This is a genomic window from Bacillus sp. REN16 (assembly GCF_020731355.1).
Lineage (GTDB): Bacteria > Bacillota > Bacilli > Bacillales > Bacillaceae_L > Ferdinandcohnia.
Map to the genome: position 1 here is coordinate 93,699 of NZ_JAJFZK010000003.1, position 23,498 is coordinate 117,196.

Consider the following 23,498-nt stretch of genomic DNA (forward strand, 5'->3'; position numbering starts at 1 on the left):
AAGAATAATGAAAGCGCCACCTTTGGTCAAGGTGAATTTCATTGAAATTCCTTCAATCATTCATTCCACAGTACTTTAACAACAGCCTTTTTTACCGGTTTTGGCGAGGTTGCATACATGCTTGGCATATGAGCATCCTCTGGTGTAAAAAGCGCGAACATTCCTTCCTTAACAAGAACACGGTCCTCTGCCTCTGTCTCCAAGAAAAAAAGATCTCTTTCCTTATGTTCTTCCACTACTTTTGTATTCTTTATATTTGTATAGCCCATTTTTTCCTCACCGCGAATGATGTATTGTACATCCGCATAGCGTGAATGGCATTCAAACCTTGCTTCCTCACTGGCTTTTGTTTCATATTCATGAATTTGGATAAAAACCTTATTTCCATCAATCTCATACTCACCTACTGGAAGTTCAGCAAGGTCATGCTCACGTAAATAGTCGAGAGCCATTTTCAAACGAGGGCGTATACCTTCATATAAATGTGCATTTGATAATTTATCAATAATCACAACAATTCCTCCAATACAAAATCAATCTAGATAGTGATTTCTCACCATTTCCTCCATCACCTTACTTGTTCGTAAAGCATCCATACCGGTGCATGAGCAATTCTCATCTACCCCTGTTAAATCCGCAATAATCGTTTCAATTAGTGGTTGATGTACGTGCATTGGCTGTTCAAAATTCCATTCCTGCGTACCTTCAGCAGTTGTCAACACAATCGGATCATTGCTAAAAGTGGAAAAAGAAATCTTTCCCTTACTTCCTATGATTTCGTTTATGTCCACATTTTCAAAGGCTGAAAAACACCAGCTGCCTACCCCATGAACACCTGATTCAAATAAATAGGTTCCAGTTACGATGTCCTCTGCCATATAATGTCCAGCTTGATTAGACGCAAAGCCCCGTACATCTGCAATCGGTCCAAGTAAAAAGTCCAATATGTCAATGGTATGGCTCGCTAAATCGAAAAATAATCCTCCGCCAGCCAGGTCTGGTTGAACACGCCATGGTAAATTATCCTTGTCTAAAACATCTTCAGCTACCTTTTGATACTGAGTCGTTTTAACAAGACGAACCTCACCGATTGCATTTGATTCAAGCAATTCCTTGATTTTCAAAAACCTTGGCATTGCACGGCGATAAAAGGAAACATATAATGGCACTCCTGCCTCCTGACATACTGCAATCATTTCTTCACATTCTGCACTATTTAGCGCCATTGGTTTTTCTACATATACTGGCTTGCCTTCACGTGCAACCTTTATCGTATATTCCTTATGTGATGCCGGTGGTGTCGCAATATAGACCGCATCAACTTCTGGATCAGTAATGAGGGCATCTGCATCGTCGTACCATTTTGGAACGTTATGACGCTCTGCATAATCTTTCGCAAGTGCACCTGTTCTTCGCATGACTGCGACCAATTCCGAATTCTCAACCTTCTGAAATGCTGGTCCACTTTTCACTTCGGTGACATCCCCACAGCCAATAATTCCCCAACGAACTTTTTGTAATGCCATCATTAGTCCTCCTTTTCAAATGCGATTTGGCGCAGACTTTTAGTCCCACCCATTTTCACCTGGGACGAGGGACCTGTCCTTCGTGTCCCATTCCTGTGTCCCATTATCTGCCTAAGTAGCCGCCGTCGACTGCGATTGTGAATCCGTGTAGATAATCAGAAGCGTCTGAGGCTAAGAAAATAGCTGCTCCTTGTAAATCTTCACCCGTCCCCCAACGTCCAGCAGGAATACGAGCTAAGATTTCCTTATTGCGTGATTCGTCCGCAATCAGGGCTGAATTCATTTCCGTTGCCATATAGCCTGGCGCGATACAGTTGACGTTCACACGGTGCTTTGCCCACTCATTTGCTAAAGCCTTTGAAAATTGCATGACCGCACCTTTACTTGCGGCATAGGCTGGGACCGTAAAGCCGCCAAAGAATGAAAGCATGGAAGCTAGATTGATAATCTTCCCCTTGCCTTGTTCAATCATATGCTTACCAACCTTCTGGCACAGGAAAAAGACAGCGTTCGCGTTGACATCCATGACGAGATCCCAATCCTCTTTTGGAAATTCCACAGAAGGATGTCTTCTTTGAACACCCGCGTTATTAACTAAAATATCAATTTTGCCCATTTCCCCGATGATTTGGTCAACTAGCCCATCTAACCCGTCTACATCACCGAGATCATACGAAATCCCAACCGCCTTCACACCTTGACTGCGGATTTCTTCAAGACCTTCTTCATTTATGGTGCGGGCGACAACGACCACATCTGCTCCTGCACTTGCAAGCCCGACGGCAATATCCTTACCAAGACCGCGTGTACCACCTGTTACAACAGCTACTTTTCCTGTTAAATCAAATAATTTATTCATTTTCCTCACCTCACCTTACCTCATTCAAAATGATACATGACCTTGACAGCATCAGATGGAGTTGTTAACAGCTTAAATCCATCCTGTGCTTCTTCAGGCGGGAGGACATGTGTAATGATTTTTTCAAAGCTTGGTTCCTTTGCCACTAGTTCAGCTGCGATTTCAAAGTCCTTATGTGTATAGACGCGAACGAATCGAATCGAAAGCTCCTTGAACATTCCTTGCTGCAATTGAAGGGCGGCTGGATTTTTATAAGAAGCAACGATCACAACCGTGCCTTTTACTTTCACAACTTCAGTTAGCTGAGCCGCTACAGCTGGGTGACCTGCACAATCAAAGACAAAGTCAAAGCCACTGCCATTTGTTTCAGCTAACACGACTTCTTTCACATCTTGGGTGAGTGAATTAATTGCTGTAAAACCGAGCTCCTCCGCTTTTTTGATACGGTCAGGGTTTGTTTCAACAATTACAACTTTGCGTGCACCAAGATTTTTCAAGCTTAAAGCGACACATAAACCGATTGTTCCCGCGCCATAGACAAGAGCTTCATCCCCAGGTACAAATCCGGCCTGTCTCACTGCGTGGACACCTACTGCAATCGGCTCCATCAATGCACCAAGCTTGAGGGAAACACCTTCTGGCAGTGGAATAATTTTATCAATTGGTGCTTGGACATATTCGCCCATTCCTCCGTCACAGTCGATACCAATTAATTGTAAGGTTTCACATACATGGGATTGACCAGACCTGCATGGTGGACATGTACCGCAGCTTAGTAAAGGATTCACAGTCACTTGGGTTCCTGGTTGTAGAGTCGGATGACCACTTACAATCGTCCCAGAAAACTCATGTCCCGGAATAAGGGGGGAAGCGGCACGCGGATGCGTACCACCATAAATGATTAAATCTGTACCGCAAATGCCAGCATGTGAAGCTTTAATGAGAGCCCACCCTTCCTTTGTTGCAGGCATTTCTTTTTCTTGAACACTTACTGCTTGAGGTCCTTCGTATACAATTGCCTTCAAATCTAGCACTCCTTTTTCAGTTTTAACTTAGATGATTCTTATTTTGCAAGATTCATAGAATTACAAGCCGAACAATCTTGGTAGCCATAGGGAAAGCTCCGGTATATATGTAACGAGCATTAAGGCGATAATCAGCACCCCAAAGAATGGCAGTAATGGCTTAATGACATTTTCGATTTTCAAGTTAGCAACCTTCGCACCAACAAATAAAACATTTCCAACAGGAGGTGTAATGGTTCCAATACATAGGTTCATAACAATCATAATTCCGAAATGGACAGGATCCATTCCAAAGTCCATGACAATTGGTAAAAAGATTGGTGTAAAAATAAGAATCGCAGGGGTTGGATCCATAAATGTCCCAACAATTAATAACACAATATTCATAATAAGAAGAATCATAATTGGACTACTAGTTAGCCCTAATAGAGTATCGGCAATTAAGCCTGGAATATTTGTAAAAGCCATAACCCAAGACATGATGGAAGAAACACCAATCAACAATGTAACCATAGCAGTCGTTCTTGTTGATTCCAAAAAGATTCTTGGTAAATCCTTGATTTTTATTGCACGATAGATGAATGATAATAACAACGAATATACAACCGCAATTGCTGCTCCTTCGGTAGCTGTAAAAATTCCTCCGATAATCCCGCCAATAACAATGACAATCAGCAACAAGCTTGGGATTGCGTCTAGAATGGTCTTGACTGCTACCTTTAAAGTAACTTTTTCTGAGCTTCTGTAACCATGTTTTTTTGCAATGAAAAATGCAACAATCATACAGCTAAGTGCCCAAAGAATACCAGGGATATATCCGCCCATGAACAAAGCTGCAATCGATGTACCGCCACTTACTAAGGAGAACACAATCAATGTATTACTTGGAGGAATAAGCATTCCTGATGGAGCAGATGCAACGTTAACCGCTGCTGAGAACTCACGCTTATAACCGTCCTTTTCCATTTCCGGTGTTAACGAAGTTCCTACCGCTGCAACAGCTGCAACAGCAGATCCACTAATCGAACCAAACATAGCGTTAGCCAGTACGTTTGTCTGTGCAAGAGATCCTGGCATACGACCACTTAGAACCTTCGCACAGTCTACTAATTTTTTAGCAATTCCTCCATTATTCATGATCACCCCGGCTAGGACAAAGAACGGGATGGCAAGTAGCGGGAAGGAATTAATTCCTGTAAAAAGACGTTGTGCAGAGGTTAGCATTCCGTTATCAAAATCAACAATTAAAAACATTGCCAATACGGATGGTATCCCAACTGCGATACTAATAGGAGCACCAATTATTAATAGTATTACTAGTCCTATTAACATAATCAGTGCGGCTTGAATGACGACCGGATCCATATACTATCTCCTTCCTACAAAAGAAGTTATTGCTGCTGCTCTTCTAAAGTTTGCTTTTTGACTAAAATTAAATACATACAATTCACTGCATAGAAAATAATAAAGGCACCACTAACAGGTATCCCTAAATATAAATAGCCCATTGGTACATGTAAGCTTGGGTTAACTTGAGACCATGCGAGTGCTGCGGCATTTCCGCCACCTTTGACGAACACAATAGCAGCAAAGGCGATGATGACAAGCTGAATAAATAACTCGACACCTAGTCTTAGTGGCTTTGGAAACTTATCTTTAACAAAATCCATCGCCATATGTCCATTTTCTCCAAACAAAAATGCTGCACCAAATAGTCCAAGCCATACAAAGCAGTACTTTGCAAGCTCCTCTGAAAAAGCACTCGGATCATTAAAAATGAATCGAGTGATAACTTGCCAAGTTACGAGTACTACCATGGCCGCGAACAAAATAATGCAGATTACGCTTAATATTTTGTCTAAAATGCTTTTAATGAGTTTCATATAATCACTCCATTACTTATCCCGCTTTAACTAACATTCAGGGAGGATAAACGCCCCCCTGAATGAAGTTTCACTTTATTGAGCTAATTCACGTACCTTCTCATATAAACCTTTTTGGAAATCATTTTCTAATTTTTCTTCTAATAATGGCGCAACCGCGTCTTGGAAGACTTTGATATCAACTTCATTAAACTTAGCACCCTGTTCTTCTGCCGATGCTTTTGCCTCTGCTACGAACTCAGCAAATAATTCAAACTCACGGTCGAATGCAGAAACTATTCCTTCACGCAGCAGTTTTTGATGCTCTTCGGACATACCTTTTAATACATCCGCATTAATCATTAAATAGTCAGGAACCATTAAGTGTTGTGTGTACGTATAATATGGTGCAATTTCAACATGCTTTAAGTTGTTATAGATTAACTCGTTGTTTTCTCCGCCTTCAATAACACCGGATTGAATGGCTGTATATACTTCACCTTGACCCATCGGTGTACCTACGCCACCCATGTATTCCATCATTTGAATGTTTGTATCAGATTCCATAACACGAATTTTCATCCCTGCTAAATCTTCGGGTGTATTAACTGGCTTCTCACTGTTATATACGTTACGTACCCCGCCGTGGAACCCTCCAAGCACAGTTAGGCCTTGGTCTTCTAAAGAAGAGAACAATTCGCCTGTTACTTCGGGGTCATTAAGTACTGCCTGTTGGTGATCTACTGAATCAAATACATATGGCAGATTAAATACAACGAAATCTTTATTAATGTTTTCTAATAAGCTTCCTGGTGTGATTGACATTGAAACTGTACCAGATTGAACTAATTCAAGAACTTCACGCTGTGCGCCCAGTAATTCGTTTGGATAAATCTTAATCCTATAAGCACCGTCTGTTTCTTCGTAAAATTTCTCACTGAATTCTTCCATTGCTTTATATTGCGGATGATTTTCAGGCTGGTTAAATCCTAATTTTAATTCCTTTGTTTTTTTGTTCCCTGAATCTCCATTGGAAGCTGACTCAGAGCCTCCACCGCCACACGCTGCCAAGATTGACATCATAAGGATCGCTACTGCAAGTATTGAAAATAATTTTAACCCCTTTTTCATTTTCCCTTCACTCCTATATATTTAAATTTGGTTACTACCTACAACTAGCTGGTTAACAGGATAATGAACCTGTTCTCCATTTAAAAATCTAACGGTTTCCTCTGCTACTTTGCGTTTGAGTTCAACCGCTGCTTCCTCAGAATACCAAGCCATATGCGGGGTAATCAGGAAGTTTTCATGTCTCATTAAATTGGCATCTGCGCTCATTGGCTCAGACTTTGCCACATCAATGGCTGCCCCAGCAATCCAGTTTTCCTGAAGTGCAAGATCTAGTGCAACCTCATCAATGATGCCTCCGCGGGAAACATTCACAATATAAGCAGAAGGCTTCATAAGTTGAAGTTCTTTTTCACTAATTAGATTTCTAGACGTGTCCAGGCCACAGTGAATGGATACCACATCTGACTGTTGAAGCAATTCTTCAAGTGAAACGAATTCTACAAAATCCGGATATGTTTTCTTTTCATTAATATCATGAACAATGACTCTAAAACCAAGTGCATGGACCTTCTGTGCAAAGGCTGTACCAATGCGACCAAGGCCAATGATTCCAACGGTTTGAACGCTGTGCCGGTAGACAGGAATACTCTTTGAATAATCCCAGGTGCCGGATTTCACAAGCTTGTTCATGAATGGAATTTTCCTTGTTAAGGCTAACATTAAGGCTAGTGCATGATCGGCCACTTCATTCGTTCCGTAATCAGGCACATTACAAACCTGCACACCATATTTTGTTGCCGCTTCCAAATCAATGTTATCAACACCAACTCCGTAGCGAACGACAAACTTCAACTCTGGTAAACTAGCAAAAACTTTTTCTGTTATTGGTGCATATTGGTTAATAAATGCGGCAGCACCCTGACATTGGTTGATCACATCGTCCTCCGTCTTACACTGAAGCAATTCGAAGGAATAACCACCCTTTGAAAATACTGATTGTTCAGCATCGAAATTATCATGATCGCAATCTGTGATTATCACTTTTTTTTCAATCATGTTGACATTAACACCTCCGCAAATTTCATAACAACCTAATCGCAAACGCTGTCAAGCAAGTGGTTTTTCAAACAATCTCTATTCCAATTCCACAAAGGTATGGTAAGATTGGAGAAAAATCCCACCCATCAGATGATGAGTGACCCCCGATTGGAGGTAATTCAAATGGTCAATCAACAAGAACTTAGTAAAAAAATGGCTGGTGAAAAGGCCACACAATTTATTAAAGATGGCATGACAATAGGTCTAGGCTCTGGTTCAACTATCTATTGGACCCTGAAAAAGCTTGGTGAACTCATCAGGGAAGGTATGAATGTAAAAGGAATCCCCTCTTCCACACGTACTGAAGCGTGGGCTCGTGATTTCAACATTCCCTTAACCTCATGGGCAGACGTCCAGAGACTTGATCTGGCAATCGATGGTGCCAATGAGGTAGACCAGCACCTCAACTTAATTAAAGGTGGGGGCGGTTCCCTCGTTCGTGAAAAAATGGTCAACATCCATTCCGATCAATTAATTATCGTCGCCGATGAATCAAAGCTCGTATCTGAACTTGGTAATTTCCCGCTCCCTGTTGAGGTCCTTCCATTTGGTTGGGAAGTCACTGCAAGGCATATCTCCCGGCTTGGAGGTACTCCAAAGCTCCGAATGAATCACCAGCAGACCTTCGTTTCAGATAATGGGAACTATATTCTCGACTGCAAGTTTGACTCGATACCGGACCCAAGCCTTCTTCATAATGAACTGAAGCTTTTAACAGGTGTTGTCGAAACAGGCCTTTTTATTGATATGGCCGACATTGTCATCGTTAGTGGAACATCCGAAATACGGACCCTTACGAGATAAGTCACTTTTTCCACCATCGGGGCTTTTGCGGGCCCCGTTTACTATTCTTATAGACTTTTAACCTTTTCCCAAACAGACTCATCCGCATGAATGCCTTCTGTTTTACTTCTTTCACGATAAGCAGCTTGACCTTCACCAGGATAACGAACCGTTGCACCCTCTTGTATTGGTGTGCTATTTCTTAGTTGGTCAACTGTACCTTGAATAATGGCTTCCATTTGCTCTTCGGAAATAAAACGTTTCGGATCAAATGCCATAAAAATTTGAGAACATCCTGTGCAGCTTCCCTGATCGATTTCATCCATCATCGCTGTTGTATTACCGTTTGCAAGAACGGAACCAAATAAATCCAGCAAAATCGCAAAGCTTGAACCCTTCCAGTAGCCCATTGGCATAATTCTTCCCGAATCCTCAATACTGCCTGGATCTGTTGTTACATTTCCTTCGGAGTCAAATCCCCCTGCAAATGGCAGTTGATTTTCGGCAAGGCGTGTGACTTGGATTTTTCCCCAAGAAAATTGACTTGCTGCCATATCGAGCAGGAATGGACCTTCTTCTCTCGGAATCCCCATACAGATTGGGTTGTTTCCAATGTTTTGATTCGCAGACCCCCATGCTGGCATACAAGATTCTGTATTCGTCCAGCTAATTCCCATTAGTCCTTCTTCAATCATATCTAGGATATATGTACCACCGCGCATCCAGTGGGTTGTATTTCGTAAAGCCACAATTCCAACACCATTTTCCTTCGCTAATGCAATCGCGCGCTGTGACGCTTTCTTTGCATTGATGATTCCAATACCGCGATGTCCCTCATAGGTTTCAACAACACCGAAGCTATTCACCAATTCAGGCTCTGCGTCAAGATTGACCCAGCCTTTCTTAACATAGTTCAGAAAGCGAGGAACACGGTTCAAACCATGAGACTCAATCCCGTCTCTGCTTGTTTCCGTATGCACCTGTGAACAAAGCTCTGCTTGCTCTTCGCTAAGTCCATTTCGTAAAAATGCCTGTTTAATTTCATGCTTCATTTCTTCAAAAGTAACCTGCATATTTATCCTCCTCCATTACTTACGATTCATATTTGCTCTTGGATATTGCTAGTGCTGTACTGCATGAAAATGGTTATTCTACCCATGGTAAGCCCTTTCATTTCCTATAAAAAATTTTTGAACGGACTTATTTTTTGGATACATGAGTACTTGTATACAAGTATGCTATCACAGGATTGTCACATAATACAACCCTTTTGTAGAAAATTTTATTTATTCGGTTTTTTAATAAAAAAACAACCCAACAAAGTGGGTTGTTTTACTATTCTTCATCATTCCATAGGATGTCATCATCAAATTCAGCTGCATCAACAAGAGCCTCGTATTTTCTGATTTCCTCCTGAAGGACTTTCTCAAGTTCCTTAAATTTTGCAGAAATGCTGCTTGGTGACACATCATACTCCTTCGCGAGCTCTTCCTGAGTGGAATGGCCCTCGTATGGATATATTTGTTCAACCATATACACCAATGCCGCTTCATAAATCCCAGTCTTGATAATCCTTGGATTTTTTTGCTCACAATATTGATGCCACAATGAAAGACCAATCCCGATAATTTCCTCTTCGTAATTGTACTCCTTCATCCGAACCTGGAACATTTCGGCAACCTCTTGCTGTTTTGTCGTTTTCCAATCGAAATCCTCTACGGATACAGCATCTTTTCCGAACATAAAAACCATGAATACATTGATAAATTCATGCGACATAAAATCAACTGGATTGGTTTCCGGACTTTTTTCAAAGAGGTCAAAAATCAAGTTTCGCATATCTCCCGCAAATTGCGTTGGCAATTCAAGAAATGTCGGGAAAAAGATGGAGTTCGTCCCGGCAGGCAACAGCGTGCCGAACACAAAATAACCTGCTTCCACTCCAGTTTCTGTTTCATAAATCCGCACGCGGTGCTCAATCTCCGTAAAAATATTGCGTACCGTCATATAGGTTCTCTGCTCATCAACTTCAGTCACCGTGTAGGCAGACGGTCGTGCTGCCTTCCATTTTTGTAAAAGGTCACGGGTACGCGGGCGGCTGCATTTTGGACCATAAATATCGACATACTCTTCCAAAATGGTTTTGTCATCCGCCGGAATTGAGCTAATCACCCAAACCCGTGAAAAGAATGAAAATAATTCGTACACATCCTCTGGAAGCTCATCGAAAATGTCCGCATACTCATCCAAAACGTCATCAAAAAACTCATCATACAAGTGAAGCGCATACTGAAACAGATCATGCTGGATATCGTTCAGCTCGTTTTCCACAACTTGATCTATTGAAACAACCGCAGACCGGCCGCAGCATTTTTTATACTTCTTCCCACTCCCGCACGTACAAAGGTTGTTCCGTCCAATAACCTTCATGAAAATCATTCACCCTTCTCATTTAACTATGACTCTATCATATCATAATTGCATGTAAAAAAATGTGAATGGATATATTTTTCAGGAGGGGGGAGCGGTTCACTTGTGGATTTGCGGTGCTGGTCACATATTTGCGTCGGTTCACAGATATTTGCGTCAAATTTCAATTATTTGCTTCAGCTGGGACAGGATTTACGTCAATTCACAAATATTTGCGTTGGCTTTCATTTTTTTGCGTCGATCTACTGATATTTGCGTCAAATCTCATTTTTTTGCGTCAGCCAAGACAGGATTTGCGTCGTTCCGCTCAGTTTTGCGTCAACACACATTTTTCACAAAAAATACTGTCACTATCCAAGAAATACTGTCACTAATCCCGATTTACTGTCACTATTTTAAAAATACTGTCACTAATCCCGATTTACTGTCACTAGCCCAAAATTAAAACCCGAACGCCCACGAAAGGCACTCGGGTCCCCACTACTTAAACCTGTATTTTCAACGTCTGTCCAACACTCAATATGTCACTCGTTAGGTTATTCACCGTTTTTATGTTGGCAACGGTGGTATTATACCGATTGGCAATTCCGTATAAGGTATCACCGGACGCGACTGTATAGACGACAACGTTTGTTGGTACCTTTAACACTTGCCCGACGTAGATCATGTCTGATGTTAAGTTGTTGGCATTTTTTATGGCGGTCACGGTTGTCCCATTTATCGAAGCAATCCGAGATAGTGTGTCGCCCGCTGCGACTGTATAATTCACAGTATATGCAGGTGTAGACAAAGAAGGTGCTGGCGGAGGTATGACCACACTTTCCGCGACATCCGTCGGAATCCGCAATACTTGTCCGACATACAACGAATCTGATGTTAATCCGTTTGCTTCCTTCAGCTCACTCACCGTTGTATCATTCCGATTTGCGACTCCCCAAAGCGTATCTCCCGCCACGACGGTGTACGTTTTGTAGTTCTGAATGGGTCCCGTGTACACCGGTGATACCACCGGAACGGTGTTAGGCAATGTGGTTGTGTAGCTGTTCCAGACGCTTTTGTTTTCCTGGCCGATGCTCCAGTTTCCAACACCGCGAATATTGTACTTGCCAACAAGTTCGAGCTTTTCCTGAATCGACTCATCATTTTCAAACCATATCGTGTAGGTTCCCGGTGAAAGCGCGGTTCCATTTACAAATGTTACTGGGTCGCCAGCTTTTATCGTGATCGTCGCCTTTGGTGTTTTGCTCACCTCATCAAACACAACGGTGCCGTTATAGCGGTCAATCAAGGTTTGAACCTGCGTATTTGAAATTCCATAGCCGCCATAGCTTTGACCTTCCATCCAATAGCGCCCAAAATGTGCGATTCCAAGGACGACTTTATCTGGCGCGACATCTTGCGCCAGCGCATACTGAATTGATTTTTCAACCCACGAATAGCTTGCGACCGAGCCAGGATTGCCACCCTGATAGCTCTCGTCGTATGCCATGATCATCAGATAATCTGCGTATTTCGCAAGATTCGCGTAGTCATACGACCCATGCCAGCCCGACGTCCAGCCATTCGGATTAGCCGCAACCGCAACGGAAACTTCCTTTGTCGGCGGAATTTTTTCACGCAGCAGCCGGACAAATTCGGTATAGTTTGTGCGATCCGCATCGGTTACATTTTCAATATCGACATTGACTCCATCAAGGTTATAACGCGCGATTGCATCCGCAATTTGCTGGGCTGCGAGCTCCTTGTTCGCAAGCATCGCCCGACCCACATCGCGGTTCCAATGGTTGCTTAAAAATGGAACAACGCGAATACCTTGTCTATGCATGGTCTCGATAAAATTCGGGTCAACCTGGTAGGTAAGCTTCAGCGTCCCGTCCGGATTGATATCAAAATAGCTGGGTGAGACGATGTTCACGGCATGTCCCGTTGAATTCACCGTATTCACATATTCCTTTGTATTGCCGAAATACATATAGCCAAGGTTCACCACCTCGCTTGCTGTAATCGGCAGCCGTAAGGTTTGGTTCGGCTGAAGCACGTCACTCGTCAAATTGTTCAGCGTCATCAATGAATCAACCGTCGTGTTGTAACGCTTCGCCACAGAATACAGGGTGTCTCCCTGGGTAACTGTATACGAGCTCAGTGAAACATTGGTTGCCCCGCTTGTATTTCCTGCCTGATCCGTTTGCGTAACAGAAGCTGATGCAACCTTAGAAGCCTTGTCTACATACACATCCACCGAATAAAATCCATTCTCATCCGCATTTGCGATTCGCGTTACGATAACATTTTTATCAGCATCAAAAAGGGAAACTTCAACCTTGGCGTTCGCCTCAGCCGTTCCAATTACAGTATAAATGTACTGCATGTTTTCATAGCGGAAGCCGTTTTTCGTTGCGGCCGCATTTTCAACGACTGTATCCTTCACAAGCGTTAGTGCCTCCACAATGCTTCGATTTCCAGCCCGGTCTGTTTGCCGCGCTTCAAAGGTCAAAGGTCCATCCTTCAGTCCCGACAGATTCAGATTGGCACTGAACGCACCGTTTACAACCTTAGCGGTCTGTCTCACCGTTGTCGTTCCATCACTGACGACCATCTCAACGGTCGCACCTTCCTCCACGCTTGAGCCCGTAATTGTAAAATTGGACTGGTTCGCTTGGTTCACATAATTCGGTTGAGTCGTCACCACCCCACCCGGTGCCGTTGTATCTTTTTCAAATGTTAAGGTTCGTGTTTCGCCAGCGTTTCCAGCGTTATCGGTCGCACGGAATGTGGCCGTCAGCTCACCATCTTTCAACGTGCTTAGGTCAAAAATCTTCTCAAACCTGCCGTCGTCACTCGTTCCAACTGTTTTAGAAACAACATTGACACCATCCGAAATTTCGACCACAACTGTACTATGTGGTTCGACGACACCGCGAATCGGATAGACCAACACATTATCTGAAAAAATAGGCAGTGGCGTTTCCAACTGAATCTCTTTTGGTCCCACCGTATCCTTGACCAATGTTTTTGTTACAGCAGGGCTTACATTACCCGCTCGGTCGACCTGGGTTAATTCAAACGACAGATCTCCGTCCGAAAATGCAGTTAGGTCAACCGGAACACGGTATTCGCCGTTCTCATTCGTGGTTGCGTTCACGACCTGCACTTGGCCATTTCCGTTAAAAATGCGAATCTGAACATCTGTGTTTGCCTCGGCTTTACCAATTAGTTCGTAAGTTGTTTGATTTTCACCTGTAATAAAATGATTATTAGTAAAAATCGGTGCGATAGGCGCCTTGGTGTCTTTTTCAACCGTCACATCACTGACATTACTTGTGACGCCTGCCGCACTCGTTTGAAACGCAGAGATTGTCAGGCTCGTATCGAGCAAGGCACTTACATCAACTTCGGCATTGTATTCCCCATTTTCGTTAGCTGTTGTCGATGCGATAATATCCGGATTCACCCCATCTGACACTGTGATATCAACGGTTGTACCTGGCTGTGCCATTCCGAAAATGTGATAGCTAGTTGCTGTTTGACCGTTGATCATCTCCGTATTATTGATGACTGGTGGCGCTAGGGCAGTTTCCTTGATGAGAGTCGCCTGCTCGATCCTACTTCGGTTTGCGTGCTCGTCGATTGCACTTGCTGTGACAAAAATTTCGCCGTCATTCAGGGTACGAAGATCAATTGATGTCCGAAACTCGCCGTTTTCATTCGCAACGGCTTCCACCGTAATCTCTAGATTCACTCCGTCAGATAACACAATTTGTACAGTCGCACCTGGATCTGCCATCCCAAGTAGTGTGTAGCTGTTGGCGTTTTGTGTGTTGACCGTCTGCTTCGGATCAAGTACAGGCTCGCCTACAAAGGAATCCTTCGTCACGGAAACCTGTGCTGGTGATGAACTATTTTGGGCTTCATCTGTTGTGGTTGCCGTAATTGTGATCGCTCCATCATTCAATCCGGTAAGATTGAGTGCCGTTTGGAATGCGCCGCTTACGTCCGTTGTAACTGTTGTTTCCGCTGCTGGATTAACACCATCTGTGGCACGAATCGTAATGGTCGCATTTGGCTCAGCCGTTCCTGCAAACGTATAATTAGCTGCATTTTGACCGGTAATGTCTCGTAATTCCTGAAAAATGGGCGCCTCGACCGTGGTATCCTTTTTCACCGTCAGCTTCGTCAAGCCACTTTCGTTTCCAGACGAATCAACAGCTTTCGTTGTAATCGAAACCGGACCGTCGCGCAATGCACCCAGACTTACAAACGCACTAAATTCTCCTTTTTCATTCGCGAGAACTTCCGTTGTGATCGGTGCATTCACTCCATCAAAAAAGGTAATTTGCACCCGTGATGCAGGCTCGGCCGTTCCTTTCACCGGATAGGCCGCAGCCGACTGGCTATTGATGATTTGTGTATGAACCAAGGTTGGTGCATCAAGGGTTACTGTTGGAACATCCGGTGCAGGTTTTTCCGTTGGCACAGGTTCCTTAGTTACAGTCGTCTCCCCAGGAATCGTCAGCACCTGACCGATTGATAAATTCGTTGTTGTTAAATTATTCGCAGCTTGAATCGCACCAATTGTCGTTCCAAACCTTACTGAAATGCTATATAATGTGTCGCCCGCGACTACGGTATAAGTAGACGTGACAGGTGTCGGTGCGGGAGTTGTCACAATTGTCTCGGGTTCATTTCCTGAAACCTTCAGCACCTGCCCAATACTCAGCACGTTTGATGTCAGATTGTTGAGCGACTTTAACTCATCAACTGTCGTCCCAAATCGTGTAGAAATTCCATACAGCGTATCACCCGCAACAACAGTATAGGTCGCCGTAACAGGAGTCGGTGCAGGAGTTGTCACCGTTTCTTCTACCGGTTTTGTTGTTGGCGGAGGTGGTGTTACGGTTTCCTCCACCGGTTTTGGCGTAGGCGCTGGTTGTGTCACGGTTTCCTCCGCCGGTTTTGGCGCACTTACAGACTGAAGCTGTGGAATCCGCAATTTTTGTCCAATCATCAGCATGTCCGATTTTAAGGAGTTCGTTGTGCGGATTTGATCAACCGTTGTGTTATAACGCTTTGCAATACTGTAAAGTGTGTCGCCTGAGGTCACAGTATATGTAAAAAACGGCAATCTCAGTTGTTGGCCAACAAACAGCATATTCGACGCAAGCCCATTGATTTTTTTAATCGAATCCACCGACACATTGTAGCGCATTGCGATCGAGTATAATGTATCGCCCGCTTTTACTGTGTACATGTCGTTGACGGTTTGAGTTTGACCGCTGATCGTTTGCGCCCCGACATTTGGCGCATTCGTTCCTAAATAGAAGGTTGTAATCAGCATCGAGCCCGCTAGCACCTTTGCGACCTTAATCGGCAGGTGCGGGAATTTTTCTTTTACAAGTACGCGGATTTGTGTATTCAGGTCCTTTTTTTCCTGTTGAAAATGACCGCCAAACTCTGATGCAAATTCTGTCAATCCAGTCTCCACAAAGACAACTAGTGTATAATCATCATCATTTTTCATAAGCTTATACCCTTGAATTTCCAAACGGAACACCCCCTTATCCAATCATTACTTTTTAGTTTCTCAACTTCCTTTTAATTCATTCCTTTTTTAGTTAAGATTGACGCAGGGGGGATTGCTATGCTGCATCATGTTGAAATATATGTGTCTAATCTGGAAAAGTCCAAGGAATTTTGGGGCTGGTTTTTAAAAGAGCTCGGATACAAAAAATATCAGGAGTGGGATTCCGGAATTAGCTGGAAATATGGCGAGACCTATCTTGTGTTTGTGCAGGTGGAGGAGCGGTTTTCGGATGTTCCGTATCATCGTTGTCGAGTTGGGTTAAATCATTTGGCGTTTCATGCGCAGTCAAAAGGACATGTGGACAAGGTGCGAAAGTTAATACAGGAGAAAGGGATTCCCATTCTGTATGCTGATCGAACACCTTATGCTGGCGGAGAAGACCATTACGCTCTCTATTTTGAGGATCCCGACCGGATTAAGGTTGAGTTGGTGGCACCCTGACTGTATTTTGTGAGGTGAAAGATGGTAATTCACTTAAACGTCAAAAAGGCTTAGAGTTCACATCTCTAAGCCTTTTGACCAATTAGACGTTAAAGCGAGTTTGAGAAATTAGCGGAGAAATTTCTCTTAATCTGGAAATATAACTAAAAATAGCTTTAATAGACGGACAGATTCCGGCTATTGACCCGAAAAACGTGAAAATGGGTCATTTTTCTTTGCTTAATCGGAAAACCTCCGCCTATATCCCACGAATCGAGCTCAATTCTCTAGTCTACCGGAAAATCTCCGCTTAATATCACTAGTTACTCATTTAAGAAAAAAACTTCTTATGTTACAAAAAAAAACAGTGAACCTCATAATGATACGCTGCGGGGGCCATCCATCTGCGGAACCTCCCCAGCCCCACTGAAGGTGTTTACAATCCGTGTCAGGTGCCTCATTTTCTACGATATACTTTTCCTGGTTTCATATGTTTGGTCGGCCTTCATGCTTTGCGGCAGCATTTGGATTGAGTCTATGACACTATCAAGCTTCGTTTCGATCCGATGCAATAGATAGAATGTCACGACAACGGGAAAGCCCACCTCTTGAATAAAAGGCAATAACTGTTCCACCAAACCTCCTCCTTTCCTAGAATTGAATTTAGGGCAAGGGACCCACCTCCGCTTCACTCAGGTGGAAAAAAATAGGCGAACAACGGAACCGTTCCCATGTTCACCTGTTTAAAAAAGCCAACTCCCTAATAGAGAGCTGGCCCGATCCAATTAAAGTTCCACTGTTTCAACATTGCGCTCGACAAGACGTGCGCCTTTTTTCTCTACAATCGAACCACCTGATGTTACGAACACGTCATTTGCTACGATGAGATCCATTGCGGCAGCCAATGCCACTGTATCAACAGGTTCAATTGGATTTTCAATGGAAACAGTAGCTGTTTTTCCATCCTCATTAATAAATTGCATTTCAAGTGTTTTTGCCATTTTCTAGCTCCCCCTTTCTATTAAATTTCTTCAACCTTACTGTCCAACTCCAGTTAATGCGTAGCTGTTATTGCGTTCAATGCCAACAAGCTCTAAGCTTTGAAGATTATCGATTGCAACGGCTACTGAATGCAAAGCGTCAGCTGATGCTTCTGGGTTGATGTTGTTGTAGTTTTTGTTTTTTAAGATCATTCTTCCCTTGCCATCAATCCCATTTTCAAACACAAAGCGTAACTGTGTACGTAGAATATCCTGTGTTGCTGCCATGTCCCTCACCTCCTTTACACCTATGTTATAGAGAGGTAGGGGGCAAAAAGGGGCATCCATAATCAAATTCTTCTCGAAGAATTTGCGCCCAGATTTTTAGGCACACACGATGTGGGTCACAAAGACGTTGCCACAGGAAGTGGTGTACTTAGTCTTTGATCCTATGATCGAAAACTTCCTTTAAAAATCTGTGGCATCCGCCGGAGGCTTTCACTTAATTCAGCAGAAGTAGTAAACTTCTGCTGTATTAAGTGAAAAAAATGGCAAAAAAAATACCTCCAAAAAGGAGGTTCAACAAAAATATATAAACAAAGGGGGGGAATACACTATTCATCATTGCCCGATGTAAACCATCTTATACATTAAAAAGAAAAAAATATCTGTTGTTCCAATAATTACACTATTATAGTTCATACTATCCGTACAGATGTATTTCGAGGTGTACATATGGACTTTTTTATAATGACAGAAACTTTCTTCCTCACTGTGCTCCAGCCCATCCTGAGCGAAGTAACCCTTTATAATGATCGTTTATTTACAAGTGGTTTCATTTTCCAATGTCTATTACTATTGGTCATCGTGTTACTCGTTAATCGATACAATCGAAAGTTACTTACGGAACAGCGAAAATTCAACAAGCAAGAACGTTATTTTCGACCCCTCTATGAGTTAAACACGGTCGCGATTATCATGACGGATCCGACCGGAGTGATTATTGATTTAAATCGAGCATCAGAAAAACTAGCAGAAATGAATCGGAATGAAATCCTCGGTTTACATTTTAATCATTTTTTACCTGAACACGAGCAAGAAGCGACAAAACAACGATTTGAACGAGTATTGGCAGGAGAAGTTGTTGAATATGAGGTGCAAATCTATAATTCTGCGGGTGAAATGATTGACGTGTTTATTCGAAATATCCCAATTACAGTAGAAGATAAAATCCATGGAATATATGGGATGATTAATGATATCACCGAGCAAAAAAGAAACCTGGAAAAGATCCAATTCATGGCCTACCATGCCCCCATCACCAATCTGCCGAATAAACGGAAGCTCAGTGAGGATGTGGCTGAAATGTTAGCGAAACGAATTCCTTTTAGCCTTATTTATCTCGATCTGAATGAATTTAAAAAGACAAATGATCGTTATGGACATTTAGCTGGGGACTTCGTTTTAACCACGGTTGCAAATCGGCTTAGAGAAAAAGACGATCAGGGTGTGGCGTATCATATCGGTGGAGATGAATTTGCCATTACCCTTCCTGAGGTTCAGTTCGAGGCGATTGAAAAAATTGCAACAGCCATTGCAGATGAAATACGCCTTCCCATTACCTATCAAGAATTTGTCTTAGAGGTTTTTGCTAGCATTGGAATTGCGCGATTCCCGTTTGATGCCGAATCGATTGAGGAACTACTAAGGAAGGCAGACCTTGCGATGTATGCCTCCAAGGAACATGGCGGGAGCGAACTTGTTTTTTATCATGAAACCCTTTTACAAAAGGTCGAGGAACGATTTAAGCTTGAGCAGGACTTGAAGGAAGCTCTTGAGAAACATGAATTTGAAATGTATTTTCAGCCACAATTCGAGATCCAGACGGGCAGACTCCGTGGAGCCGAAGCTTTATTACGCTGGAACCACCCTGAAAAAGGCATACTTAGTCCCGATGTTTTTATCCATGTACTGGAGGAAACGGGACTAATCGTGGATGTCGGGGAATGGGTGATTACAGAGGCATTGGGATTGATTTGTTCCTGGACAGAGGCGGGCTATGACTTCGGAAAAATTTCAGTGAACATATCTGCAAAACATTTTGAAAAACAAAGCTTGTATCATTTTATCCAGGAAGTAAATGAAGGTGACGCCGCTTGCTTAGAACGCTTAGACATTGAGATTACCGAAAGCGCTCTGTTCAATATGGAAAAATCAATTGATTCCGTGTACCAATTAAAGAAGCTCGGTATCAGCATCAGCCTGGATGACTTCGGCACCGGATATAGTTCGTTAAGCGTTCTTCATCAGCTGCCAATCGACTATTTAAAAATCGACCGCTCCTTTATCCAAAACTTTAATACAGATTCAAAAATTTTAATCCAAATGATCATCCAAATGTCCAATAACCTGAACGTCAAAGTCGTCGCCGAAGGCATCGAAACAAACGAGCAACTCACTTTTCTCATAAACGAAGGCTGCACCTACGGCCAAGGCTACTACTTCAGCACCCCTCTCCCAAAAGCCGAATTCGAGGAAAAATGGCTGAAGAAGTAAACAGAGTAAACAAGGAGTAAACAAGGGGACGGTTCCGCCGTTTCCCTATTTTTTGGAAACAGGGAGGTCCCAAATCACCGCGGCAAAAAATAACTCCCCTTCGATTATTAATCTTTAGGGGAGTGAATGAAACGTTTAGAAGATGAGATGTGACAGAAGCTTCAACCAACCAAAAAATGCAATCCAAAGGGGTATACTCAATGTCGTTCCCCACACCATACCAACCGCCAATTGATTCGTATTCTCTTCCATCACTTCGCCTCCTCATCTTGTCTTACTTATATTATAACGTAATAATGACAACGCTTACAGAAAATCTCACCAACAAATTATGCCAAATTGCAGCAAAAAATCGGGCATCTGTCGGAGGCTGCAACTAATTTCGTTACATAAAGTTACACCCACAGCTCCCTTTTTGACGTCGTAATGGCAGTCGCACCCGCTTCTAGTGCCTTTTGCACGTCCTCTTTTGTCCGAATCAGCCCACCTGCAAGCACAGGGATATTCAATCTATCTTTCACCTCATGAATCATCCACGGCATCGCCCCAGGCAGCACCTCAATATAATCGGGTTTATTTTTTTCAATTAGCTTGCAGCTCTTTTCAAGAGCATGTGTATCAATCAAAAACATCCGCTGAATTGCAAAAACTCCCTTTTGCTTCGCTCTTTGAATCACACTCGATTTTGTCGAAATTAACCCAAATGGCTGGAACTCCTGGCAAATAAATTCTGTCGCATATTCATCATTTTTAATCCCTTGTACCATATCCACATGATAGATCATCTTTTTCCCGTTCTGCTCTGCCATCCTCTTAATATGTTTCAATTGTGCAATGTGAATTTCCGTAAAAATCCCAATTTCATATTTACTTTTTAAAAAATACTCGAATTCCTTCATCGTCGTCGATGCAGGCAATATTTGTTGGTTCACCCGATTCCCCTCCATCTTTATATGTAGTATACACTTACGACGGTTGAATGCAAAAAAAGACCCTACTCATACTTGAGCAGGGCAATAGAGAAAAAAGTCTACAGGTAAAATATATAGTCAAATGTAGAAAACCCCCATTCTCTACACTAACTAGCACTAGTTCAATTGGCCATACAACCAATCTAAAAAATTACTATACTTATATAGTACCAATGTATTAAAGAATTGTATATTGGGAAAATCGATGTAAATTTATAGCGATTATTGGGGTTTTTTTGAGGCAACTTTCCTAAAAAGGGGGTTTTTTAGCGATTTTTGTCTGAAAATGCCCAAAAAAATTTAATTTTTTTCTACACGTTTCTCCATTTTTATCATTTTGGACATGCTATCATTCTTTTGACAGTTTCTAAAAATTCAAACAATAAAACGGAATTCTTGTTTTTCGATTGGGGGGGGAGAGCTAGTTTGCCATATTATACGTTTAAAGAAATTTGGACGCCTTTAAGAATTGTAGGAATTCGTTTTTATAAAAGACTGGAAGATCGGCTTTATTTTGTGAGACTTGGTAAAGGGCCACGTCGTCCGGTTTTAACTCGATTCAGTAAATTTAGCGCTAGAGCATAGGCTCTGGCGTATTTTTTTGCCGCGGATCGAAAGGGACAGGTCCCTTGTACCAAATAAAATCAAGAATCAAATCTTGTACTAGGACAACTTTCGGGACGCATATCCATAGTAGTAAACAAGCTTAAGGGGGCTTTTGTTTACATATGAGACGAAGACGCGGCATACCCATTCCGTTCATTCTACTAATAGCTGGGGTCATTCTTCTTTTTATTCTGTTTCTCACGTTGTTTCGCACGTCACCGGAGGAGGAAGCGAAGGAGCTTGTCGACTCCTTTTATAAATACGAGCAGGACGCGGATTTCGGTAGCTCATGGGAATTGTTCCATCCCCTGATGCAGGAGCGGTTTGAAAAAGCCGACTACATCCAGCAGCGCAATCACGTATTTGTCGGCCATTTCGGGACCGATTCGTTCAAGTACACAGTGGATGACGCGGAAAAACTCAAATCCTGGCAGATGACGAAGAACACGACCACCTTCCACGACGTCTACAAAGTGCACATCACTCAAACCTATAAAAGCACATACGGCACCTTCACCATCCACCAGGATGTCTTCGCTGTCCAAGAATCCGGTGACTGGACGATTTTGTGGTCGTATCAATAGGGTTTACTCCACGATAAAAGCCTTTCGGGTGCAGCCGGAAGGCGGAGTAACTAATGGGGTGTACATTTTCGCACGGGGATTAGGGTCCACGCATACGCAAATTCCCCTTCCCCAGCGGATATCGGACCAATTTTCGAATATATCGGACAAAATTGGCAAGATATCGGACAAAATTGGCAAGATATCGGATCATATTTTAAATATATCGACCCAAAACCGAAATATATCGGACAAAGCCAAAATTCCACCATCTACCACAGAATGCGAGAACTGCCCCTCCCGCCCCTAAAAATCCAATTCATTAGTTAGTCCCTACGTCTAAACCGCTCCCTCGCTTGAATAGACTAATAGAAACCACAAATTTCTTTTAGAAATGGGGTGGCAGCATGTTTTCTGCCGAGGGAATGCAGACATTTGAATTGTTTTCCGCCTCGCATATTGTGACGCTCATCATTTTTATCCTCATCACCTTCTTACTCATTGCCTTCAGAAAGATTCTCAGACCATATCGTTCCATCATCAAATGGACCTTCTTTGGCATCTTAGTTGCAAGCGAAGTGTCTCACCAAATTTGGCTAATCGCAACCAACCAATGGGAAGTTGGCGATCTCCCGCTGCATCTTTGTTCCGTCAGCACTTTTATCTGTATCTTCCTATTCTTAAAGCCTAGTAATAAAGCATTCTACCTTGTCTTCTTTACAGGGCTCCTCCCACCCATCTTAAGCATGGTGACTCCTGAATTGTTCCATCAATTTCCGCACTACCGATTTCTCAAATACTTCCTTCATCATGCCACAATTGCTTGGTCAGTACTCTATTTCATTCTTTTTGAGGGCTACCGTGTCCCGATAAAAGCGGTTGGGACCGCTTTTTTGCTGCTCAATATAATCGCTGTTCCGATTTTTTTCATCAACCTTCTCCTCGATACCAATTACTTTTACCTAGCAAATCCAACCGAATCAACCACTATTCTGTCCTACTTCGGCTCAGGCATCATGTATTATGTGACCCTTGAACTTGCCGGTGTCATCGTCTTTTTGATTACCTACTTTCCGATGGCACTCCTGATGAAAAAAGAAAAGGCCGTTAAGTCGCTTAACTGACTTAACGGCTGTTTTAAGATAAAGGAACTGTCCCCGCGACCCA

General features: G+C 42.8%; 21 protein-coding genes. 6 read left to right on the forward strand and 15 right to left on the reverse strand.

From position 1 onward, the window contains the following. Positions 1–56: 56 nt before the first annotated feature. The 8 genes from LKW28_RS04325 to LKW28_RS04360 form a co-directional block, all read right to left on the reverse strand. Positions 57–512, reverse strand: coding sequence for a YhcH/YjgK/YiaL family protein (locus tag LKW28_RS04325; protein ID WP_229139123.1), 456 nt, complete (start codon positions 510–512; stop codon positions 57–59). A gap of 21 nt (positions 513–533) precedes the next feature. Next, positions 534–1,526 carry a Gfo/Idh/MocA family protein gene (locus LKW28_RS04330; protein ID WP_229139124.1) on the reverse strand — a complete coding sequence of 331 codons (993 nt, stop codon included), beginning with the start codon at positions 1,524–1,526 and terminating at the stop codon, positions 534–536. A 103-nt stretch (positions 1,527–1,629) separates the two neighbouring features. Further along, positions 1,630–2,385, reverse strand: coding sequence for an SDR family oxidoreductase (locus LKW28_RS04335; RefSeq protein WP_229139125.1), 756 nt, complete (start codon positions 2,383–2,385; stop codon positions 1,630–1,632). 20 nt (positions 2,386–2,405) lie between these two features. Beyond that, positions 2,406–3,410, reverse strand: a complete 1,005-nt coding sequence (locus LKW28_RS04340) for an alcohol dehydrogenase catalytic domain-containing protein (protein ID WP_267497872.1) — start codon at positions 3,408–3,410, stop codon at positions 2,406–2,408. A gap of 60 nt (positions 3,411–3,470) precedes the next feature. Continuing rightward, positions 3,471–4,775 carry a TRAP transporter large permease gene (locus LKW28_RS04345; RefSeq protein ID WP_229139127.1) on the reverse strand — a complete coding sequence of 435 codons (1,305 nt, stop codon included), beginning with the start codon at positions 4,773–4,775 and terminating at the stop codon, positions 3,471–3,473. A 26-nt stretch (positions 4,776–4,801) separates the two neighbouring features. Then, a complete protein-coding gene (locus tag LKW28_RS04350) occupies positions 4,802–5,293 on the reverse strand; it encodes a TRAP transporter small permease (RefSeq protein ID WP_229139128.1) in 492 nt (163 codons plus the stop codon). Positions 5,294–5,368: 75 nt separating this feature from the next. Next, on the reverse strand, positions 5,369–6,403 hold the full coding sequence (gene dctP / locus LKW28_RS04355) for a TRAP transporter substrate-binding protein (RefSeq protein WP_229139129.1): 1,035 nt from the start codon (positions 6,401–6,403) through the stop codon (positions 5,369–5,371). 21 nt (positions 6,404–6,424) lie between these two features. Next, entirely contained in the window at positions 6,425–7,399 is a 975-nt protein-coding gene (locus tag LKW28_RS04360) for a C-terminal binding protein (protein ID WP_229139130.1), read from the reverse strand. A gap of 165 nt (positions 7,400–7,564) precedes the next feature. On the opposite strand from LKW28_RS04360, the gene rpiA reads away from it, so the two are divergent. Next, positions 7,565–8,245, forward strand: coding sequence for a ribose-5-phosphate isomerase RpiA (gene rpiA, locus LKW28_RS04365; RefSeq protein WP_229139131.1), 681 nt, complete (start codon positions 7,565–7,567; stop codon positions 8,243–8,245). Between the two features lie 47 nt (positions 8,246–8,292). Here rpiA and yiaK read toward each other — a convergent pair whose 3' ends face one another. The 3 genes from yiaK to LKW28_RS04380 all read right to left on the reverse strand — a co-directional run bounded on the left by yiaK (position 8,293) and on the right by LKW28_RS04380 (position 16,196). Continuing rightward, the gene (yiaK, locus tag LKW28_RS04370) at positions 8,293–9,297 is read right to left on the reverse strand and encodes a 3-dehydro-L-gulonate 2-dehydrogenase (RefSeq protein WP_229139132.1); all 1,005 of its coding nucleotides are present in this window, start codon (positions 9,295–9,297) and stop codon (positions 8,293–8,295) included. A 262-nt stretch (positions 9,298–9,559) separates the two neighbouring features. Then, a complete protein-coding gene (locus LKW28_RS04375) occupies positions 9,560–10,654 on the reverse strand; it encodes a YecA family protein (RefSeq protein ID WP_229139133.1) in 1,095 nt (364 codons plus the stop codon). 484 nt (positions 10,655–11,138) lie between these two features. After that, positions 11,139–16,196 (reverse strand): LysM peptidoglycan-binding domain-containing protein, encoded by a 5,058-nt coding sequence (locus tag LKW28_RS04380; RefSeq protein ID WP_229139134.1) that lies wholly within the window; start codon positions 16,194–16,196, stop codon positions 11,139–11,141. A 96-nt stretch (positions 16,197–16,292) separates the two neighbouring features. On the opposite strand from LKW28_RS04380, the gene LKW28_RS04385 reads away from it, so the two are divergent. Further along, the gene (locus tag LKW28_RS04385) at positions 16,293–16,676 is read left to right on the forward strand and encodes a VOC family protein (RefSeq protein WP_229139135.1); all 384 of its coding nucleotides are present in this window, start codon (positions 16,293–16,295) and stop codon (positions 16,674–16,676) included. Positions 16,677–17,119: 443 nt separating this feature from the next. Here LKW28_RS04385 and LKW28_RS04390 read toward each other — a convergent pair whose 3' ends face one another. The 3 genes from LKW28_RS04390 to LKW28_RS04400 form a co-directional block, all read right to left on the reverse strand. Further along, on the reverse strand, positions 17,120–17,290 hold the full coding sequence (locus LKW28_RS04390; RefSeq protein ID WP_229139136.1) for a YvrJ family protein: 171 nt from the start codon (positions 17,288–17,290) through the stop codon (positions 17,120–17,122). A 150-nt stretch (positions 17,291–17,440) separates the two neighbouring features. Beyond that, entirely contained in the window at positions 17,441–17,656 is a 216-nt protein-coding gene (locus LKW28_RS04395) for a DUF2922 domain-containing protein (RefSeq protein WP_229139137.1), read from the reverse strand. Positions 17,657–17,692: 36 nt separating this feature from the next. Next, entirely contained in the window at positions 17,693–17,923 is a 231-nt protein-coding gene (locus LKW28_RS04400; protein ID WP_229139138.1) for a DUF1659 domain-containing protein, read from the reverse strand. A 447-nt stretch (positions 17,924–18,370) separates the two neighbouring features. Here LKW28_RS04400 and LKW28_RS04405 point away from each other — a divergent pair, with 447 nt between their 5' ends. Then, positions 18,371–20,191 (forward strand): putative bifunctional diguanylate cyclase/phosphodiesterase, encoded by a 1,821-nt coding sequence (locus tag LKW28_RS04405; protein ID WP_229139139.1) that lies wholly within the window; start codon positions 18,371–18,373, stop codon positions 20,189–20,191. Between the two features lie 395 nt (positions 20,192–20,586). Here LKW28_RS04405 and LKW28_RS04410 read toward each other — a convergent pair whose 3' ends face one another. Next, complete coding sequence (locus tag LKW28_RS04410; protein ID WP_420708811.1) at positions 20,587–21,123, reverse strand: glycerol-3-phosphate responsive antiterminator; 537 nt, start codon at positions 21,121–21,123, stop codon at positions 20,587–20,589. A gap of 315 nt (positions 21,124–21,438) precedes the next feature. Here LKW28_RS04410 and LKW28_RS04415 point away from each other — a divergent pair, with 315 nt between their 5' ends. The 3 genes from LKW28_RS04415 to LKW28_RS04425 all read left to right on the forward strand — a co-directional run bounded on the left by LKW28_RS04415 (position 21,439) and on the right by LKW28_RS04425 (position 23,455). Next, positions 21,439–21,747: a hypothetical protein gene (locus LKW28_RS04415; RefSeq protein ID WP_229139141.1), complete on the forward strand. Its 309-nt coding sequence runs from the start codon at positions 21,439–21,441 to the stop codon at positions 21,745–21,747. A gap of 143 nt (positions 21,748–21,890) precedes the next feature. Then, a complete protein-coding gene (locus tag LKW28_RS04420) occupies positions 21,891–22,352 on the forward strand; it encodes a hypothetical protein (protein WP_229139142.1) in 462 nt (153 codons plus the stop codon). A 386-nt stretch (positions 22,353–22,738) separates the two neighbouring features. Next, entirely contained in the window at positions 22,739–23,455 is a 717-nt protein-coding gene (locus LKW28_RS04425) for a TIGR02206 family membrane protein (protein ID WP_229139143.1), read from the forward strand. Positions 23,456–23,498: the final 43 nt, after the last annotated feature.

Bases quoted from the DNA above. Each gene is read 5' to 3' on its own strand.
- LKW28_RS04330 (WP_229139124.1), bottom strand. From the start codon at position 1,526: ATGGCATTACAAAAAGTTCGTTGGGGAATTATTGGCTGTGGGGATGTC.
- LKW28_RS04335 (WP_229139125.1), bottom strand. From the start codon at position 2,385: ATGAATAAATTATTTGATTTAACAGGAAAAGTAGCTGTTGTAACAGGT.
- LKW28_RS04345 (WP_229139127.1), bottom strand. From the start codon at position 4,775: ATGGATCCGGTCGTCATTCAAGCCGCACTGATTATGTTAATAGGACTA.
- LKW28_RS04350 (WP_229139128.1), bottom strand. From the start codon at position 5,293: ATGAAACTCATTAAAAGCATTTTAGACAAAATATTAAGCGTAATCTGC.
- dctP (WP_229139129.1), bottom strand. From the start codon at position 6,403: ATGAAAAAGGGGTTAAAATTATTTTCAATACTTGCAGTAGCGATCCTT.
- LKW28_RS04360 (WP_229139130.1), bottom strand. From the start codon at position 7,399: ATGATTGAAAAAAAAGTGATAATCACAGATTGCGATCATGATAATTTC.
- rpiA (WP_229139131.1), top strand. From the start codon at position 7,565: ATGGTCAATCAACAAGAACTTAGTAAAAAAATGGCTGGTGAAAAGGCC.
- yiaK (WP_229139132.1), bottom strand. From the start codon at position 9,297: ATGCAGGTTACTTTTGAAGAAATGAAGCATGAAATTAAACAGGCATTT.
- LKW28_RS04375 (WP_229139133.1), bottom strand. From the start codon at position 10,654: ATGAAGGTTATTGGACGGAACAACCTTTGTACGTGCGGGAGTGGGAAG.
- LKW28_RS04385 (WP_229139135.1), top strand. From the start codon at position 16,293: ATGCTGCATCATGTTGAAATATATGTGTCTAATCTGGAAAAGTCCAAG.
- LKW28_RS04395 (WP_229139137.1), bottom strand. From the start codon at position 17,656: ATGGCAAAAACACTTGAAATGCAATTTATTAATGAGGATGGAAAAACA.
- LKW28_RS04400 (WP_229139138.1), bottom strand. From the start codon at position 17,923: ATGGCAGCAACACAGGATATTCTACGTACACAGTTACGCTTTGTGTTT.
- LKW28_RS04405 (WP_229139139.1), top strand. From the start codon at position 18,371: ATGGACTTTTTTATAATGACAGAAACTTTCTTCCTCACTGTGCTCCAG.
- LKW28_RS04420 (WP_229139142.1), top strand. From the start codon at position 21,891: ATGAGACGAAGACGCGGCATACCCATTCCGTTCATTCTACTAATAGCT.
- LKW28_RS04425 (WP_229139143.1), top strand. From the start codon at position 22,739: ATGTTTTCTGCCGAGGGAATGCAGACATTTGAATTGTTTTCCGCCTCG.